The sequence below is a fragment of the Nocardioides sp. IC4_145 genome (genome assembly GCF_011250565.1).
GTDB lineage: Bacteria > Actinomycetota > Actinomycetes > Propionibacteriales > Nocardioidaceae > Nocardioides.
This window is the reverse complement of record NZ_JAANMS010000008.1, coordinates 13,597-30,392: the sequence shown is the minus strand read 5'-3', so window position 1 is coordinate 30,392 and position 16,796 is coordinate 13,597. Positions and strand designations below refer to the sequence as shown.

Below are 16,796 nucleotides of genomic sequence, written 5' to 3'. Positions count from 1 at the left end.
CTCACTCCACCGCGACCAGCAGCGGGTAGCGCTCCTGGCCACCGTCGTACACGACGACGTCGACAGCGGGGTGCCGTTCCTCGACCCAGCCGGCGCAGCGAGTGGCCAGCGCGGCGTCGGCGTCCTCGGCCCCCGCGACGATCGTGACCAGCTCCCCGCCACCGCCGAGCAGCCGCTCGAGCACCTGCGTGGCCACCTCGAGCAGGTCGTCGCCGACCACGACGAAGTCGCCCGCCACGACCCCGAGGGCGTCGCCCACCTCGCACGGGCCGGCCATCGTCATCGCTCGTCGGGCCGCGATCGTGACCGCGCCCTGGCGGGCGTGCCGGGCGGTCGCGGTCATCTCGAGCACGTCCTGGTCGAAGGAGCGGCCGGGCTCGTGCACCGCGAGCGCGGCCAGGCCCGACACCTGGGCCGGGGTCGGGATCACCGCGACCCGCAGGTCTCCGGGGGCGTCGCTCTCGGCCGTGCTCGCCGCGACCTGCGCGACCCGGAGCGAGTCGTGGTCGTTGGGCAGGACGACGACCTCCGAGGCGCCGCACGAGGTGATCGCCTCGAGCAGCTCGCCGGTGCTCGGCCGCCGGCCGGGGCCGCCGTGCACGACGACCGCGCCGGCGTCCTCGAACAACCGGGCCAGGCCCGGGCCCGCGGCGACCGCCACGACCTTGCGGCCCGTGCGGGTCGGTGTCCGGCGCCGCTTCTCGGCGACCTGCTCGGCGAAGTGGGTGACCCGCACGCGGTGCGGACGGCCGGCCTCGATGCCGGCCTCGATCGCCGCGCCCACGTCGTCGACGTGGACGTGGACGTTCCACAGCCCCTCGCCGCCGACCACGACGAGGGAGTCGCCGAGGTCGGCCAGCGCCTTGCGCAGCGGGGGGATCCGGTCGTCGTCGGCGTCGAGGAGGTACATCACCTCGTACGACGGTCCGTCCGGGGACAGGTCGTGCTGCTGCGCGACCGGCTGCGGGATCGCGTGGCTGCCCAGCGGCACCGTCACCGGCACCGGTCGTCGACCGGTCAGCACCGTCTCGGCGGCGTCGAGCACGACGCTCAGCCCTCGGCCGCCGGCGTCGACGACGCCCGCGTCGCGCAGGACGGCGAGCTGCTCCGGCGTGCGTGCCAGGGCGGCGCGGGCGGCCTCGGCCGCGGCGGCGAACACGTCGCGGGCGCGGGCGTCCGGCTCGGCCGCCCGCTCGGCCGCAGCGTCCGCGGCGGCGCGGCCGACGGTGAGCATGGTGCCCTCGACCGGCTGCCCCACCGCGGCGTACGCCGCCTCGTTGGCCTGCCGCAGCGCCTCGGCCATGACCACGGCGTTGCGCTCGTCGGGCGTGCCGGCCGCGAGGCGCCGCGCGATCGCACCGAGCATCTCGCTGAAGATGACCCCCGAGTTGCCGTGCGCCCCCAGGAGTGCGCCGCGGGCGAGCGCCGCCAGGGCCGGGCCGATCTCCGCCGCGGGGTCGCCGCCGCCGGTCGCCTCGCGCACCGCGTCGCGCGCGGCGGAGACGGTCAGCCACATGTTGGTGCCCGTGTCGCCGTCCGGCACGGGGTAGACGTTGAGGGCGTCGACCTCCTCGCGCGCCTCGGCCAGCGCCTCGACGGCGATGTCCACGAAGCGCAGCACGACCGCCAGCGAGATGGCGCCGCGGCCCGGCACTTCCTCCATCGGCGTCCTCGGCTTGGTCGTGGGCGGCCCCTGCGGGGATGATGAGGAGACAGGGTATGGCCTCGGGCCGCGATTTCCCGGCGGACCCGGGTGTCGGATATTCTCGTCCGGTTGCCCGCTCGCCGGGCCCCTCACACGCAATCGATCATCAGGAGTTCACGGTGGCTGCCGTCTGCGACATCTGCGCCAAGAAGCCTGGCTTCGGCAACAACCGGCCGTGGTCGCGCAAGATCACGAAGCGTCGTTTCGACCCCAACATCCAGCGGGTTCGTGCGACCGTCAACGGGACGCCCAAGCGGCTCAACGTCTGCACCGGCTGCCTCAAGGCCGGGAAGGTCACTCGCTGACGCGAGCGTCCTCCACAGCTTCACGCGAGAGGCCGTCACCCTTCGGGGTGGCGGCCTCTCGTCTCGTCCGCGAGCGGTGCCACCTCGCCCCTGCGGGCGTGCCACCTCGGCTCAGAAGTGGGTCCAGCCGGTCGGGCCGTCGTGGGGCGCGCCGTCGATGGTGACCACGGCGCCGGCGTCGCCGGGCTCGACGACCTCGCCGACGACCGCCCAGCCGTCCGGCACGTCGGCGGGCGCGAACGTCGCCAGGAGCGCGTGGTCGTCCCCTCCTCCGAGCACGAACGAGAGCGGGTCCGCACCGAGGGCGGCACCGACCGCGTGCAGCGGCTCGGGCACCTCGAACGCGCCGCGCCGGACGTCGATCGCCACGTCGGAGGCGGACGCGAGGTGGCCCGCCTCCGCGAGCAGGCCGTCGGAGACGTCGATCATCGAGGTCGCACCGGCCTCCGCGGCGACCAGCCCGGCGTCGTACGGCGGGGTGGGGCGGCGGTAGGCCTCGACCAGCACCCGCGGGGAGCGGAAGCCGCGGCCCAGGACCGCCAGCCCGCCGGCGGCCCAGCCCTGGCGGCCGTGCAGCGCCAGCACGTCGCCGGGGCGGGCGCCCGAGCGCAGCACCGGGGAGACGGTGCAGGCGCCCAGGACGGTCACGGCGACGACGACCTGGTCGGCCCGGGTCACGTCTCCCCCGACGACGCTGGCGCCGACGAGCGCGCACTCGTCGGCGAAGCCGCGGGCGAAGTCCAGGGCCCACTGCGCCTCGAGGTCGGCCGGCGCGGCCAGCCCGACGGTCAGCGAGGTGGCGCGGCCGCCCATGGCGTTGATGTCGGAGAGGTTCTGCGCGGCCGCGCGGTGCCCGACGTCCTCGGCGGTGGACCACTCGCGGCGGAAGTGCCGCCCCTCGACCATGAGGTCGGTGGAGACCACGACGTGGCCGGTGCGCACTCGCAGGACGGCCGCGTCGTCGCCGGGCCCGACCAGGACGTGCTCGCCCTGCTCGAAGAACCGGGTGAGCTCGCCGATCAGCCCGAACTCGCCGACGTCGGCGAGGGTCGCGCCGGCGGGGAACGGGTCAGGAGCAGCCATGGCCCCATCCCACCAGACGCCGATCGCTCCGCCGCGCCCGCCGGGCTGTCGTCGGTCGCGGGGCACGCGGTAGGTTGACCGCCGAACCTCCGTCCACCAGCAGGGAGAGCACCACGATGGTCGTCCAGGCGTACATCCTGATCCAGACCGACGTCGGCAAGGCCGCCGAGGTCGCCCGCGAGATCGCGCAGGTCAAGGGTGTCACCCTCGCCGAGGACGTCACGGGCCCCTACGACGTCATCGTCCGCGCCGAGGCGCGCAACGTCGACGAGCTCGGCAAGCTCGTGGTCGCCAAGGTGCAGACCCTCGACGGGATCACCCGGACGCTCACCTGCCCGGTCGTCCACATCTGAGGTTGCCCCCGCTGGCACCAGGCGTACGACGCCCCGCACCCGACCCGGGCGCGGGGCGTCGCTGTGTCCGGGCCGGCCGGACCGGGCCGGGGCTCAGCGCAGGCCGGTGTCGCGCGCCAGCGCCAGCCGGATCAGCCGGTCGACGAGGTCGGGGTACGCCAGCCCGCTCGCGGCCCACATCCGCGGGAACATCGACAGCGGGGTGAACCCCGGCATCGTGTTGATCTCGTTGACGACCAGCGAGCCGTCGGGGAAGACGAAGAAGTCGACCCGAGCGAGCCCCTCGCAGCCGACCGCCTCGAACGCACGGGCCGACAGGTCGCGGAGCCGCTCCTCCACCCCGTCGGGGAGGATCGCGGGGACGTCGAGCTCGGTGGCCTCCTCGGGGAGGTACTTCGCGTCGAAGTCGTAGAACTCGTGGTCGCCGGTGATCCGGATCTCGGCAGGCACGCTGGTCTCCGCGCCACCGTCGAGGGACTGGAGCACCCCGCACTCGACCTCGCGGGCGCCGGTGGCGCAGACCTCGACCAGCACCTTCGGGTCGTGCCGCAGCGCCTCCTCGAGGGCGGCGTCGAGGCCGGAGGCGTCGTGCACCTTGGAGATGCCGATGCTGGAGCCGCCGCGCGCGGGCTTGACGAAGAGCGGGTAGCCGAGCCCCGCGGAGCGGTCGCGGCACTCCTGCGGGTCGCTCGCCCACTCGCGGGCGGTGACGACGACGCTCGGCATGACCGGCAGACCGGCCGCGGCGAGCACGACCTTCATGTAGGCCTTGTCCATCGAGACCGCGGAGGCGAGCACGCCCGCGCCGACGTACCGGACGCCGGCCATCTCGAGCATCCCCTGGATCGTGCCGTCCTCGCCCCACGGACCGTGCAGCAGCGGGAAGACGACGTCGACCTCGCCCAGCGTGCGCGGCGGCGCCGACGGCTCGGTGACGACGAGGTCGGTGGAGTCCACGTCGCGGGCGAGCGTCACGCTCGCGCGGTCACCGTCGACGCTGGGCAGCCGGTCCTCGCCCGCGCCCTCGCCGATCCGCAACCGGTCGGTGTCCCCGGACTCGAGCACCCAGCGGCCGTCCCGGGCGATGCCGACGGGGACGACGTCGTACTGGTCGCGGTCGATGGCCGGGAGGACGCTGCCGGCGGTCACGCACGAGATGGCGTGCTCGCTGGAACGGCCGCCGAAGACGACGGCGACGCGGGGCTTGCGGGTCACCGGTCCAACCTATCGACCTAGGGTTGTCCCATGACCGCGGACGCGCCCGACCACCTGACCGACCACCTGGCCGCCATGGGCGCGGGCACCCGCGCCGTGCACCTGGGTCGCCCGGCGCACGAGCCGGACCAGCCGCTCAACGAGCCGATCACGCCGGCGTCGACGTTCGTGGCCGGGGGCGACCGGGAGTACGGCCGGTACGGCAACCCGACCTGGGCGGCGTTCGAGACCGCGCTCGGCGGGCTCGAGGGCGGCCGCGCGCTGGCGTTCTCCTCCGGGCTGGCCGCCGTGGCGACCGTGCTCGACCTGGTCGGCCACGGGGCGAAGGTCGTGGCGCCGCGCAACTGCTACAACGGCACGATCCTGCAGCTGGCCGACCTCGAGGCCCGCGGCCGGCTGCGCACCGAGCTGGTCGACGTCACCGACACCGACGCGGTCGTCAAGGCGTGCGACGACGCGGCGCTGGTGTGGCTGGAGTCCCCCACGAACCCCGCGCTCGAGATCGCCGACCTGCCGACGATCGTCGCGGCCGCGCACGAGGCCGGGGCGTACGCCGTCGTCGACAACACCTTCGCGACCCCGCTGCTCCAGCGCCCGCTCGAGTCGGACGCGGACCTGGTCGTGCACTCGGTGACCAAGTATCTCGCCGGCCACAGCGACGTGCTCATGGGCGCGGTCGTGACCCGCGACGACGAGCTGTTCTCGGTCCTCAAGGGCCGCCGCGACCTCATCGGCGCCGTGCCGGGCACGTTCGAGACGTACCTCGCCCTGCGCGGCCTGCGCACGCTCCACCTGCGCGTCGAGCGCGCCCAGGCCAACGCCAACGAGCTGGCCCGCCGGCTCGCCGAGCACCCCGCCGTCGGCGAGGTCCGCTACCCCGGCTTCGGCGGCATCGTCGCGATCGTCCTGGCCCAGGGCGCGATGGCCGCCGACCTGCTCACCCACAAGACCCGGCTGTGGGTCCACGCCACCTCGCTCGGCGGGGTCGAGTCGACCTTCGAGCGGCGCCGCCGCTGGAAGTCCGAGCCGGCCACCATCCCCGACGCGCTGGTCCGTCTCTCCGTCGGCGTCGAGGACGTCGACGACCTGTGGGAGGACCTCCGCGTCGCCCTGGACGACCTCGTCGGCTGACGTCCGTCCGCTGGTCGCGCAGCGGTATGTCGCCGCGCGCCCCTGCTGGTCGAGCAGGCGAGCGCGCGCCGGCGAGCGGTGTCGAGACCCGGTGAGGTGCCCACCCGCCTTGCGTCCCTCACGGGGTCAGTAGATCTCCGACTTGGTGTCGCGGGCGATGAAGGCCTCCATCATCTGCTTCGCGGTCATCCGGCCAGCGACGACGGCGTCGACGTGCTGGGCGATGGGGGCGTCGACGCCGGTGCGCTCGGCGAGGGCCAGCAGCGAGGAGCAGGACTTGGCGCCCTCGGCGACCTGCTTGGTGGAGGCGTAGATCTCCTCGGTGCTCATCCCCTGGCCGAGCTTCTCGCCAAAGGTGCGGTTGCGCGACAGCGGTGAGGAGCACGTGGCGACGAGGTCGCCGAGGCCGGCCAGGCCCATGAGCGTGAGCGGGTTGGCGCCGAGCTTCATGGCCAGGCGGGCGGTCTCGGCCAGGCCGCGGGTGATGACCGACGCGGTCGTGTTGTCGCCGAACCCGAGGCCGACGGCCATGCCGACCGAGAGCGCGACGACGTTCTTGTAGGCGCCGCCCAGCTCGCAGCCCAGCACGTCGGTGCTCGTGTACGGGCGGAACGCCGCGGTGTGGCAGCGCTGCTGGAGCACCTGCGCGACGTCCTCGTCCGCGCACGCGACGACGGAGGCGGCCGGCTCGCGGCGGGCGATCTCCTTGGCGAGGTTGGGGCCGCTGATGACCGCGATCCGCTCCGGACCGGCACCGGTCACCTGGCCGATGACCTCGCTCATCCGGTCCTGCGTGCCGAGCTCGACGCCCTTCATCAGCGAGACGAGCACCGCGTCCCGCTCGATGTGGGGCGCCCAGGTGGTGAGGTTCTCCCGCAGGGACTGGCTCGGGGTGGCCAGCACGACGACGTCCGCGCCGCGCAGCGCCTCCTCCACGTCGGCGGTCGCCGTGACCGAGGGCGGCAGCTCCACGCCGGGGAGGTAGTCGGGGTTCTCCCGCCGTTCCGCGATCGCCTCGGCCACCTCGGGGCGCCGCGCCCAGAGGGTGACGTCGTTGCCGGCGTCGGCGAGCACGACGGAGAACGCCGTGCCCCACGATCCGGCGCTGAAGACGGCGACCTTGCCGCCGGTGGGGAGTGTGCTCATGCCGGGTCCTCCCCGATCTCGTGGCGGGTCTCGTACTCGGTCTCGTGGGGGGTGGGGTTCCCGGTCCGCCGGGTCCCGTGCTTGCGCATGTCGTACCTCTCGGCCGGAGCGGTGCCCCCGCGGACGTCCTCGACCAGCGAGGTGATGGCGGCCATGATCCGGTCGGTCGCCTCCGCGACGACCTCCGGGCTCCGGGGCCGCGCCAGCAGGTCGGCGAGGTCGACCGGCTCACCGACCTTCATCCGGATCAGCTTGCGGGGGAACAGGTCCGGCTTCTTCGCGTACGGCGCCAGCAGCTGCTGCGCGCCCCACTGACCGACGGGGAGCACGGGACATCCGGTCTCCAGGGCGATCCGCGCGGCGCCCGACTTCCCCGTCATCGGCCACAGGTCGGGGTCGCGGGTGATCGTGCCCTCCGGGTAGACCACCACGCACTCCCCCGCGCGCACCGCGGCGACAGCGGCGTCGTACGCCCCGACCGCGTTGCGGGTGAGCCGCTCGACGGGGATCTGGCCGGCAGCCCGCAGGAAGAAGCCGAGCGCCTTGTTCTTGAACAGGCCCGACTTGGCCAGGTAGCGCGGGATGCGGCCGTGGTCGTAGACGATGTGCGCCGCGGTGAGCGGGTCGACGTGCGAGATGTGGTTCATCACGAGGATGCAGCCGCCGCGCTCGGGGATCCGCTCGCCGCCCTCCCACTCGTGGCGGGTGGTGGCGAGGAGCGTGGGCTTCACGATCGCGACTGCGACGTTCCACGCCCACCCCCGCTTCTGCTGCAGCTTCCGCACCGTCACGACGGGCAGGCTACTCGCCCGCCGCGACGGCGCCTGAGAGGATCGGAGGGATGTCTGCGCAGCCTCCCGGGACCGCCTCCCCCGCCCGCTTCGTGGCGGTCGTGCCGGTCAAGCCGCCCGCCTTCGGGAAGTCCCGCCTCGGTGGGCTCGGCGACGACCAGCGCCGCCGCCTGGCCGCGGCGTTCGCGCTCGACACGGCGGCGGCGTGCCTGGCCGCCCGGGCGGTGGGCGCGGTGCTCGTGGCCACCGACGACGCCGGCTTCGCGGCCCGCCTCGCCGCGCTGGGCTGCGTCGCCGTGCCCGACGGCGACACCAACGACCTCAACTCGGCGCTGCGGCAGGCGGCCAGCGAGGCCCGGCGGCGGTGGCCGGACCTCGAGCCGGTCGCGCTCTGCGCCGACCTGCCCGCGTTGCGGTGCGAGGACCTCGACGAGGCGCTCGACGCGCTGGTCCCCGGCGGCCCGTCGTTCGTGGCCGACGCCGACGGCGTCGGCACGACGCTCTACACCGCGCCGCACGGGGAGTTCGACCCGCGCTTCGGGGGCGGCTCGCGGGAGGCGCACCTGGCCGCGGGCGCGCTCGAGGTGCGCGGCGCGCTGCCGACGCTGCGGCGCGACGTCGACGACCTCGACGACCTGCGCGCGGCCGCCGTCCTCGGACTCGGCTCGAGGACGGCGCCGCTCGTGCAGGAGCTCGGGCTGGCCTGACCGGCCGGTCAGCTGCTGGCGGACTTCTTCGCCGTCGACTTCTTGGCCGTCTTGGCGGTGGACTTCTTCGCCGGGGCCTTCTCCGCCGGGGCCTTCTTCGGGGCTGCCTTCTTCGCGGTCGTGGCGTCCGCCGCCTTCGTCGACGTCGCCTTCTTCGACGCCGTCTTCTTCGTGGCCGAGCTCTTCGTGGCGGCCGCGGACTTCGCGGGGGCCGACTTGGTGGCCGGGGACGTCTTGGCGGCCGCCTTCTTCGTGGCGGCCGTGGTGGCGGACTTCTTCGCCGTGGGCGCAGCGGCGCTGGTCTTGGCCGGCGTCGGCTTCCTCGCCGCGGGTGCCGCCTTCGTCGCAGCGGTCGAGCCCGAGGACTTCCCGTCGGAGGGCTTCCCGCCGGGCGCCGCCTTCAGCGCGGCGCCGGCCGCCGCCCTCGCCGCGCCCGCGGAGGCGGCCACGGTCAACGCCGGGAGCTTCTTGGCGCCCGAGACGACGTCCTTGAGCTGCGACCCGGCCTTGAACCGCGGCACCGCCGTCTTCTTCGCCTGCACCCGCTCGCCGGTCGACGGGTTCCGCACCCATCGAGCCTCGCGCACCCGCTTCTCGAACGAGCCGAAGCCCGTGATCGCGACCTTGTTGCCTTTGGCGACCTCACGGGTGATCGTGTCGACGACCGACTCGAGCGCGTGCGCCGCCGCCTTCCTGTTCCCGTCGAAGCGCTCCGCGAGCGTGTCGATGAGCTCGGACTTGTTCATCTGGCTTCCCTTCCGACGAACCAGGACGCCGAGCTCGTGCTCGACCTCGAGGACGCACGCTAGGGGCGAGCGGGCCAGGTCACAACGGGTCAGGCGTGCTGGGTGACCGGCTTCCAGCTGGGGCGCGAGGCCTCGTACGACGCGATGTCGGCGTCGTGGCCCAGCGTGATGCCGATGTCGTCGAGGCCCTCGAGCAGGCGCCAGCGGGTGTAGTCGTCGATGTCGAAGGAGTCCTCGATCGCGTCAGGACCCGCCCCGGCGCGGACCGTCCGGGACTCGAGGTCGACGGTGATCTCGGCGCCGGGCTGCTCCTCGAGCAGGTCCCAGAGCCGCTGGACGACCTTCTCGTCGACCTGGGCGGCCAGCAGCCCGGCCTTGCCGGAGTTGCCGCGGAAGATGTCGGCGAAGCGCGGGGAGATGACGGCCTTGAAGCCGTAGTTCTGCAGCGCCCAGACGGCGTGCTCCCGCGACGAGCCGGTGCCGAAGTCGGGCCCGGCGACGAGCACCGAGCCGGCGGCGTACACCGGGTCGTTGAGGACGAACGACGGGTCGTTGCGCCAGGCGGCGAACAGGCCGTCCTCGAAGCCGGTGCGCGTGACCCGCTTGAGGTAGACGGCGGGGATGATCTGGTCGGTGTCGACGTTGCTGCGGCGCAGCGGCACGCCGACGCCGGTGTGGGTCGTGAACTTGTCCATGGGTTCTTCAGGCTCCTCGATCGGGCTCAGGTTTCGACACGCGCGTCACGGCTTCGCAGGCTCAGCCGTGGCGCTGCTCAACCTCGCGTCTGCTGCTCGGGTTCGTCCCTCACCCGATCGACGCGAGGTCGGACGGCGAGGAGAGGGTGCCGCGCACGGCGGTGGCGGCGGCCACCGGGATCGAGACCAGGTGCGTGCGGCCGCCCTTGCCCTGGCGTCCCTCGAAGTTGCGGTTGGAGGTCGAGGCGCTGCGCTCGCCCGGCTGGAGCGTGTCGGGATTCATGCCCAGGCACATCGAGCAGCCGGCGCCGCGCCACTCGGCACCCGCCTCCTTGAAGACCACGTCCAGGCCCTCCTCCTCGGCCTGCAGCCGGACCCGGACCGAGCCGGGGACGACGAGCAGGCGGGTGTCGGGGGCGACCGTGTGACCCTTGATGATGTCGGCGGCCAGGCGGAGGTCCTCGATCCGGCCGTTGGTGCAGGAGCCGACGAAGACGGTGTCGACCTTGACCTCGCGCATGGGGGTGCCGGCCTCGAGCCCCATGTACTCCAGCGCCTTCTGCGCGGCGACCTGGTCGCTGACGTCCTCGAAGTCCTCCGGCGTGGGCACGGAGGCGCCCAGCGGCACGCCCTGGCCGGGGTTGGTGCCCCAGGTGACGAACGGGGTCATCGTGCTGGCGTCCAGCACGAGCTCCTTGTCGAAGACCGCGTCGTCGTCGGTGCGCAGGCTGGTCCAGTGCTCGACGGCGGCGTCCCAGTCGGCGCCGGTCGGCGCCTCGGGGCGGCCCTGGATGTAGTCGAAGGTCTTCTGGTCCGGCGCGATCATGCCGGCCTTGGCGCCCCACTCGATGCTCATGTTGCAGACCGTCATCCGGCCCTCCATCGAGAGCTCCTCGATGGCCTGGCCGCGGTACTCCACGATGTAGCCCTGGCCGCCACCGGTGCCGGTGTGCGCGATCAGGTTGAGGACGAGGTCCTTGGCGGTGACGCCGTCGGGAAGGCTGCCGTTGACGGTGACGGCCATGGTCTTGGGCTTGGCCTGCATCAGCGTCTGGGTCGCGAGCACGTGCTCGACCTCGGAGGTGCCGATGCCGAAGGCGATCGCACCGAAGGCGCCGTGGGTGCTGGTGTGGCTGTCGCCGCACACGATCGTCATGCCCGGCTGGGTCAGGCCCAGCTGCGGGCCGACGACGTGGACGATGCCCTGGTCGAGGTCGCCGAGCGGGTGCAGGCGGACGCCGAACTCCTCGGCGTTGCGCCGCAGCGTCTCCACCTGGGTGCGCGAGACCGGGTCGGCGATCGGCTTGTCCCAGTCCAGCGTCGGGACGTTGTGGTCCTCGGTGGCGAGGGTCAGGTCGGGGCGGCGGACCTGGCGGCCGGCGAGCCGGAGGCCGTCGAAGGCCTGCGGCGAGGTGACCTCGTGGATGAGGTGGAGGTCGATGTAGAGCAGGTCCGGCTCTCCCGGCGTCGAGCGGACGACGTGCTCGTCCCAGACCTTCTCGGACAGCGTCCGACCCATGGTTGTCTCCCTCATGAACGTGCTCGTGACGTACTTCTCGGTGCGTGTCCCAGTGTAGACCCTTGCATCCCATGATGCGAGACGGCAGTATTGCCATATGGACACCACCAGCGGAGTCGGCGTGCTCGACAAGGCCGCTCTCGTGCTCACCGCCCTCGAGTCGGGCCCCGCCACCCTGGCCGGCCTGGTCGCCGGCACCGGCCTGGCCCGACCCACGGCCCACCGCCTCGCCGTCGCCCTCGAGCACCACCGGCTGGTGGCCCGCGACATGCAGGGCCGCTTCGTGCTCGGCCCCCGGCTCGCCGAGCTCTCCGCCGCCGCCGGCGAGGACCGCCTGCTCGCCACCGCCGGCCCCGTCCTGGCCCGCCTGCGCGACATCACCGGCGAGTCCGCCCAGCTGTGGCGCCGCCAGGGCGAGCACCGCGTCTGCGTCGCCGCCGCCGAGCGCCCCTCGGGCCTGCGCGACACCATCCCGGTCGGCTCGCAGCTCACCATGCGCGCCGGCTCCGCCGCCCAGGTGCTGCTCGCGTGGGAGGACCCCGAGCGCATGCACCGCGGCCTGCAGAACTCCGCCTTCTCCGCCGCCGCGCTCTCCGGCATCCGCCGCCGCGGCTGGGCCCAGTCCGTGGGCGAGCGCGAGCAGGGCGTCGCGTCGGTCTCCGCCCCGGTCCGCTCCCCCGGCGGCAAGGTCATCGCCGCCGTCTCGGTCTCCGGCCCGCTCGAGCGGCTCTCCCGCCAGCCCGGCCGGATGCACGCGCCCGCGGTCCTCGCCGCCGCCGAGCGGCTCTCGGAGTCGCTGCGCCGCGCCGCCGCGGAGTGACCCACCTCGCCTCGTGCTGCTGGGCGTGCGCAGGACGCACGCCCAGCAGCACGAGGCGGTCAGAACAGCCCGTCGGACTCCAGGGCCAGGAGCAGCTGCTTGCGCGGGAGGCCGCCGGCGTACCCGGTGAGCGTGCCGTTCGCACCGATCACCCGGTGGCAGGGCACGACGATCGGCACCGGGTTGCGACCGTTCGCGAGCCCGACCGCGCGCGAGGCCGCGGCGGTCATGCCTAGGCGCGCGGCGACCTGGCCGTACGACGCGGTCTCGCCGTAACCGATCCGGCACAGCTCGGCCCAGACCCGCTGCTGGAAGTCGCTGCCGACGGGCGCGAGCGGGAGGTCGAACTCCTTGAGGTCCCGGGCGAAGTACGCCGCCAGCTGCCGCGCGGTCTCGACCAGCAGCGGGTGCGCGTCGTCGCGCTCGCCCCGCACGTGCTTCTCGCCGAACGGCGCGAACTCGATCGCGGTGATCGCACCCTCGTCCTCGACGAGGCGCAGGTCCCCGACGGGGCTCTCGATGACGGTCCACATGGTCAGGTATCCTCGGGTCGGTCCGCCGGGACGGGTGGCATGAGCGTGCTCCACAGGTGCATCAGGGCGTAGGACCGCCAGGGCCGCCACGCGTCGGCCCCGGCGATCGTGCGGACGACCGCGGCGTCGTCGCGGCCCGGTCCGTGCGCCAGGCCGCGCAGGGCGTTGCGCACGCCGATGTCGGTGGGCAGGAAGACGTCGGGGTGGGCCAGGGCGCGCATCGCCACGTAGTCGGCCGTCCACGGGCCGATCCCGGGCAGCGCGAGCAGCCGACGGCGTACGTCGTCACGGTCGGCGCCGCGGTCGAGCACGACGTCGCCCGCGGCCAGCGCCGCGGCGAGGCCGACCAGGGCGCGGCCACGGGCGCGGGGCATCGGCAGCGTGCCCGGGTCGACCTCGGCGAGCGCGGCCGCGTCCGGGAAGAGGTGGGTGAGCCCGGGGACGTCGGTGACGACCGGCCGCCCGTGCTCGGCGACGACGCGGCCGGTCACGGCCCGCGCGCCGGTGACGCTGACCTGCTGCCCGATGACCGTGCGGACGGCGGTCTCGTCGCCGTCGACCTGGCCCGGCACCCGGAGACCCGGACGGAGCCGGACGAGCGGCCCGATCACCGGGTCGTCGGCGAGGTGGGCCGTGACGGCCGTCGGGTCGCAGTCGGCGTCCAGCAGCCGGCGGGCCCGTTCGACCGCGGCGGTGGTGTCGCGCAGGTCGTGCAGGGTGAAGGTCGCGGGGACGAAGGCCGTGCGCCCGACGTCGTCCTGGTCGGCGAGGTCGAGGCGGACCGTGCCGGGCCCGTGGGGCAGGTCGAGGGTGCGGGCGTACCAGCCGTCGCCGGCCACCTCGACGCCCGGCACCAGGTGGAAGGCGAGGAACTCCAGGAGCGCCCGGCCCGCGAACGGCGTGCGCACCGCGAGCCGCATCGTCACGGTCCCGCCGCCCGTGCGGCCGCCGCGACGCCCGCGCAGCTGCGTCGGGGACGCGGCGTACACCTCGCGCACGGTGTCGTTGAACTGCCGCACGCTGGCGAAGCCGGCGGCGAACGCGACGTCGGCGTACCCCAGGTCGGTGGTCTCGATGAGCACGCGGGCGGTCTGCGCGCGGCGGGCGCGGGCCAGGGCGAGCGGGCCGGCACCGAGCTCGGCGAGCAGCAGGCGGGACAGGTGCCGGGGGGTGTAGCCGAGGCGGCGCGCCAGCCCCTCGACGCCCTCGCGGTCGACCACGCCGTCGGCGATGAGACGCATCGCGCGTCCGGCGACGGTGGCGGCGACGTCCCAGTCCGGGCTGCCGGGCGTGGCGTCGGGCAGGCAGCGCTTGCAGGCGCGGTAGCCGGCGGCCTGGGCTGCGGCCGCGCTCGGGTGGAAGGTGACGTTGCCGTACGCCGGGGTGCGGGCCGGGCAGGAGGGCCGGCAGTAGATGCCGGTCGTCCGCACGGCGGTCCAGAACACCCCGTCGAAGCGCCGGTCCCGGGACGCCACGGCGCGGTAGCAGGACTCGGGGTCGAGCCTCTCGCGCGTCGTGGTCATGGACCCATCCTCGCCCATGGCGCCGACCGTGGCTGGCGGGATTCGGACACCGCCGTCGGCCGCGAACCGGACCACGGAGCCGCCCCCTCTGCGACGATGGCGGGCGTGGCCGACCGCACGCACCGCCGGACCGTCTGGCGGGTCGTCCTCGTCACCCAGCTCTGCCTGGCGCTCGTGACCGGGATCGCCGTCGTGCTCGTCTATCGCCACGTCGACCGGCGCATCGACGAGGGCGCGCCGATCGACCACGCCGGCGGGGTGGAGCGACCCGGGCCGGACCTGCCCACCGGCGCCGTGAACATCCTCGTGCTCGGCACCGACGAGCGCGACTGCGAGGGCTGCGGCATCGACGGCGAGGCCGGCGGGGGCGGGTCGGACGTGGCCATCCTGCTGCACGTCGCGGACGGTCGCCGGTCGGCGTACGGCATCTCCGTGCCGCGCGACACGCTCGTCGACCGGCCCGAGTGCACGGTGGACGGGGAGGTCGTGCCCGGGGCTTCCGACGCGACCTGGAACGAGGCGCTCGCCGTCGGTGGCGCGCCGTGCGCGGTGGCCCAGCTCGAGGCCGTGACCGGGATCTACGTCGACCACTACGTGGTCGTGGACTTCGGCGGGTTCAAGGAGATCGTCGACGCCGTCGGCGGGGTGGAGGTCTGCCTGCCGGAGGAGGTCGACGACCGCGAGCACGGCATCCACCTCGACGCCGGCACGCAGGTCGTCGGCGGCGAGGACGCGCTGGCCTACATGCGGCAGCGCGCGTCGACGCCCAACGCCGACCTGGGTCGCGTACGCCGCCAGCAGGCGTTCATCGCCTCGATGATCGCCAAGGTGCTCTCCGCCCGGACGCTGACCCGCCCCGACCGCCTGGTCTCCTTCGCGAGCGCCGTGGCCGGGTCGATCCAGACCGACCCGGAGCTGGCCAGCGTCTCCGAGATCGTCGACCTGGCCGCCTCGCTGCGCCACGCCAGGCTCGGCAAGATCCGGTTCGTCACCGCGCCGGTCGTCGAGCTGCCCCGCGACGACCCGAACTGGGGCCGCGTGGAGCTGACCCCCGAGGCCGACGAGCTGTGGCGCCGGGTCGTCGCCGACCGGCCCCTCGGCGAGCTCGGCCGCGGCGCCATCAGCGGCCGCCGCCCGGGCGGCTCCACGGCCGAGGCCGCCGCCAACGGGCTCTGCGGCTGACCTGCGACCGACCTGCGGCTGACCTGCCGCCGGACCTACCGGGAAAAGGTGGAAGGCCCAGGAGGTGATCTCCTGGGCCTTCCTCGTGTACCCCGTACGGGATTCGAACCCGTGCTTCCGGCGTGAGAGGCCAGCGTCCTGGGCCGCTAGACGAACGGGGCATGTGTTGTGCAGTTGTGTCAGCCGCTCTCCCGAGCGGCCTGCGGAACTCTAGCCGGGGCTGTCGTTCGCACAAAATCGCGGGCTCTTCACCGGGAAGGACCCGCGACTCGCTGGGATACTAGGACTCGAACCTAGACTAACTGGACCAGAACCAGTCGTGCTGCCAATTACACCATATCCCACTGACCAACAAGACTTATGTCGGCAGTTCTGTGCCCTCCGCCGTGGCGGTGGGCACGGTCGAGAACCTTACACGCGAGTGTTTCGGCGCTCCAAAACGGCCCCGTCGACCGTCCGGCGCACGCCCATCGCGCGGGCCGCGAGCAGCGTCAGGCCGAGGAACGCGAGCGACTGGGTAAGCGTCACCGGCAGGCTCCACCACGTGCCGCCGGACGGGTTGAGCGCCGAGGTCATGTCGCCGAACGCGAGCGCGATCCCGAAGGCCAGCCAGTTGTTCAGCACGTGCATCGCGATGCCGGCCTCGAGGCCCCCGGTGAGGATCACCAGGGTTCCCGCGACCAGGCCGAAGGCGAAGCGGTCGAAGAAGATCGGCAGGTCCTGCCCCGCGCCGTGGGCCAGCGCGAAGAGGAACGCCGGCACGACCACAGCCACCGAGCGCCACCGCACCAGGCCGCCGAACGCCTGGGTGAGGTAGCCGCGGAAGGCGTACTCCTCCCCCGCCGCCTGCAGCGGTGTGAGCAGCAGCACGACGAGAGCGAAGTCACGCGTCGTGCGGGTGAACTCGTTGAGGTCGGTCGACACCTCGGTGCCGGCCCCCTGCGACGGGAGCAGCGCCGAGACGACCAGGGTGAGCAGCAGTGCGAGGAACGCCACGCCGAAGCAGGCCGCGAACCACCGCCACCGGAGCCGGAGCCCCACCGAGGAGACCCACCCGGGGCGCAGCCGGTGCAGGGCGAACCCCACCAGCCACACCGCTGGGATCGCGAGCGCCCAGCCCAGGTTCACCAGCGCCAGGAACGAGGGCGTGACCGGGTCGCCCGAGAGCCGGTCCAGGGCCTCCTCCACGCCGACGCCCGTGGCGACGAGGTAGATCGCGAGGACCGCGGTGACGACCGTCTGGAGGACGAGCACGAGCACCACGAGGAGCAGCAGCCCCACGAGCGGCCGCCACCACCCGGTGCGGCCGAGCCGGTGCAGCCGCTCGTAGGTCAGGTCCACG

Annotated in this window: 17 protein-coding genes and 2 tRNA genes; 6 read left to right on the top strand and 13 right to left on the bottom strand. The window is 73.9% G+C overall.

Annotation, left to right across the window (positions count from 1 at the left end):
* Position 1: 1 nt before the first annotated feature.
* On the bottom strand, positions 2 to 1,663 hold the full coding sequence (locus G6553_RS05750; protein ID WP_166189992.1) for a DAK2 domain-containing protein: 1,662 nt from the start codon (positions 1,661 to 1,663) through the stop codon (positions 2 to 4).
* A gap of 161 nt (positions 1,664 to 1,824) precedes the next feature.
* Here G6553_RS05750 and rpmB point away from each other — a divergent pair, with 161 nt between their 5' ends.
* Positions 1,825 to 2,010: a 50S ribosomal protein L28 gene (gene rpmB / locus G6553_RS05745; protein ID WP_011756723.1), complete on the top strand. Its 186-nt coding sequence runs from the start codon at positions 1,825 to 1,827 to the stop codon at positions 2,008 to 2,010.
* 111 nt (positions 2,011 to 2,121) lie between these two features.
* Here the strand turns inward: rpmB and G6553_RS05740 are convergent, their stop codons facing one another.
* On the bottom strand, positions 2,122 to 3,093 hold the full coding sequence (locus tag G6553_RS05740; protein ID WP_166189990.1) for a thiamine-phosphate kinase: 972 nt from the start codon (positions 3,091 to 3,093) through the stop codon (positions 2,122 to 2,124).
* A 116-nt stretch (positions 3,094 to 3,209) separates the two neighbouring features.
* Between G6553_RS05740 and G6553_RS05735 the strand changes: the two genes are divergently transcribed.
* Positions 3,210 to 3,446 carry an Lrp/AsnC ligand binding domain-containing protein gene (locus tag G6553_RS05735; protein ID WP_166190128.1) on the top strand — a complete coding sequence of 79 codons (237 nt, stop codon included), beginning with the start codon at positions 3,210 to 3,212 and terminating at the stop codon, positions 3,444 to 3,446.
* Between the two features lie 93 nt (positions 3,447 to 3,539).
* Here G6553_RS05735 and G6553_RS05730 read toward each other — a convergent pair whose 3' ends face one another.
* On the bottom strand, positions 3,540 to 4,661 hold the full coding sequence (locus G6553_RS05730; protein ID WP_166189989.1) for a D-alanine--D-alanine ligase family protein: 1,122 nt from the start codon (positions 4,659 to 4,661) through the stop codon (positions 3,540 to 3,542).
* Between the two features lie 30 nt (positions 4,662 to 4,691).
* Between G6553_RS05730 and G6553_RS05725 the strand changes: the two genes are divergently transcribed.
* Positions 4,692 to 5,792, top strand: coding sequence for an aminotransferase class I/II-fold pyridoxal phosphate-dependent enzyme (locus G6553_RS05725; RefSeq protein ID WP_242680039.1), 1,101 nt, complete (start codon positions 4,692 to 4,694; stop codon positions 5,790 to 5,792).
* 126 nt (positions 5,793 to 5,918) lie between these two features.
* Here the strand turns inward: G6553_RS05725 and G6553_RS05720 are convergent, their stop codons facing one another.
* Positions 5,919 to 6,938: an NAD(P)H-dependent glycerol-3-phosphate dehydrogenase gene (locus tag G6553_RS05720; protein ID WP_166189987.1), complete on the bottom strand. Its 1,020-nt coding sequence runs from the start codon at positions 6,936 to 6,938 to the stop codon at positions 5,919 to 5,921.
* Complete coding sequence (locus G6553_RS05715) at positions 6,935 to 7,729, bottom strand: lysophospholipid acyltransferase family protein (RefSeq protein ID WP_166189985.1); 795 nt, start codon at positions 7,727 to 7,729, stop codon at positions 6,935 to 6,937. The genes G6553_RS05720 and G6553_RS05715 overlap by 4 nt, the downstream gene beginning before the upstream one ends.
* A 50-nt stretch (positions 7,730 to 7,779) precedes the next feature.
* Here G6553_RS05715 and cofC point away from each other — a divergent pair, with 50 nt between their 5' ends.
* A complete protein-coding gene (cofC, locus tag G6553_RS05710) occupies positions 7,780 to 8,436 on the top strand; it encodes a 2-phospho-L-lactate guanylyltransferase (RefSeq protein WP_166189983.1) in 657 nt (218 codons plus the stop codon).
* Positions 8,437 to 8,444: 8 nt separating this feature from the next.
* On the opposite strand, the gene G6553_RS05705 is transcribed toward cofC, so the two are convergent.
* From G6553_RS05705 to leuC, 3 genes are all read right to left on the bottom strand, one after another.
* Entirely contained in the window at positions 8,445 to 9,182 is a 738-nt protein-coding gene (locus tag G6553_RS05705) for an HU family DNA-binding protein (protein WP_166189981.1), read from the bottom strand.
* 89 nt (positions 9,183 to 9,271) lie between these two features.
* Positions 9,272 to 9,877, bottom strand: a complete 606-nt coding sequence (gene leuD / locus G6553_RS05700) for a 3-isopropylmalate dehydratase small subunit (RefSeq protein ID WP_166189980.1) — start codon at positions 9,875 to 9,877, stop codon at positions 9,272 to 9,274.
* Between the two features lie 109 nt (positions 9,878 to 9,986).
* Positions 9,987 to 11,396 (bottom strand): 3-isopropylmalate dehydratase large subunit, encoded by a 1,410-nt coding sequence (gene leuC / locus G6553_RS05695; RefSeq protein WP_166190124.1) that lies wholly within the window; start codon positions 11,394 to 11,396, stop codon positions 9,987 to 9,989.
* A 97-nt stretch (positions 11,397 to 11,493) separates the two neighbouring features.
* Between leuC and G6553_RS05690 the strand changes: the two genes are divergently transcribed.
* Positions 11,494 to 12,216 carry an IclR family transcriptional regulator gene (locus G6553_RS05690; protein WP_154615004.1) on the top strand — a complete coding sequence of 241 codons (723 nt, stop codon included), beginning with the start codon at positions 11,494 to 11,496 and terminating at the stop codon, positions 12,214 to 12,216.
* Between the two features lie 59 nt (positions 12,217 to 12,275).
* Here G6553_RS05690 and G6553_RS05685 read toward each other — a convergent pair whose 3' ends face one another.
* The gene (locus G6553_RS05685) at positions 12,276 to 12,749 is read right to left on the bottom strand and encodes a methylated-DNA--[protein]-cysteine S-methyltransferase (RefSeq protein WP_166189978.1); all 474 of its coding nucleotides are present in this window, start codon (positions 12,747 to 12,749) and stop codon (positions 12,276 to 12,278) included.
* 2 nt (positions 12,750 to 12,751) lie between these two features.
* On the bottom strand, positions 12,752 to 14,272 hold the full coding sequence (locus tag G6553_RS05680; RefSeq protein ID WP_166189976.1) for an AlkA N-terminal domain-containing protein: 1,521 nt from the start codon (positions 14,270 to 14,272) through the stop codon (positions 12,752 to 12,754).
* Between the two features lie 105 nt (positions 14,273 to 14,377).
* On the opposite strand from G6553_RS05680, the gene G6553_RS05675 reads away from it, so the two are divergent.
* The gene (locus tag G6553_RS05675) at positions 14,378 to 15,454 is read left to right on the top strand and encodes an LCP family protein (protein ID WP_166189974.1); all 1,077 of its coding nucleotides are present in this window, start codon (positions 14,378 to 14,380) and stop codon (positions 15,452 to 15,454) included.
* An 88-nt stretch (positions 15,455 to 15,542) separates the two neighbouring features.
* On the opposite strand, the gene G6553_RS05670 is transcribed toward G6553_RS05675, so the two are convergent.
* The 3 genes from G6553_RS05670 to G6553_RS05660 form a co-directional block, all read right to left on the bottom strand.
* Positions 15,543 to 15,615: transfer RNA gene (locus tag G6553_RS05670), tRNA-Glu, on the bottom strand.
* A 111-nt stretch (positions 15,616 to 15,726) separates the two neighbouring features.
* Positions 15,727 to 15,798 (bottom strand) — tRNA-Gln (locus G6553_RS05665).
* Positions 15,799 to 15,865: 67 nt separating this feature from the next.
* The gene (locus G6553_RS05660) at positions 15,866 to 16,795 is read right to left on the bottom strand and encodes a type II CAAX endopeptidase family protein (protein WP_166189972.1); all 930 of its coding nucleotides are present in this window, start codon (positions 16,793 to 16,795) and stop codon (positions 15,866 to 15,868) included.
* Position 16,796 lies beyond the last annotated feature (1 nt).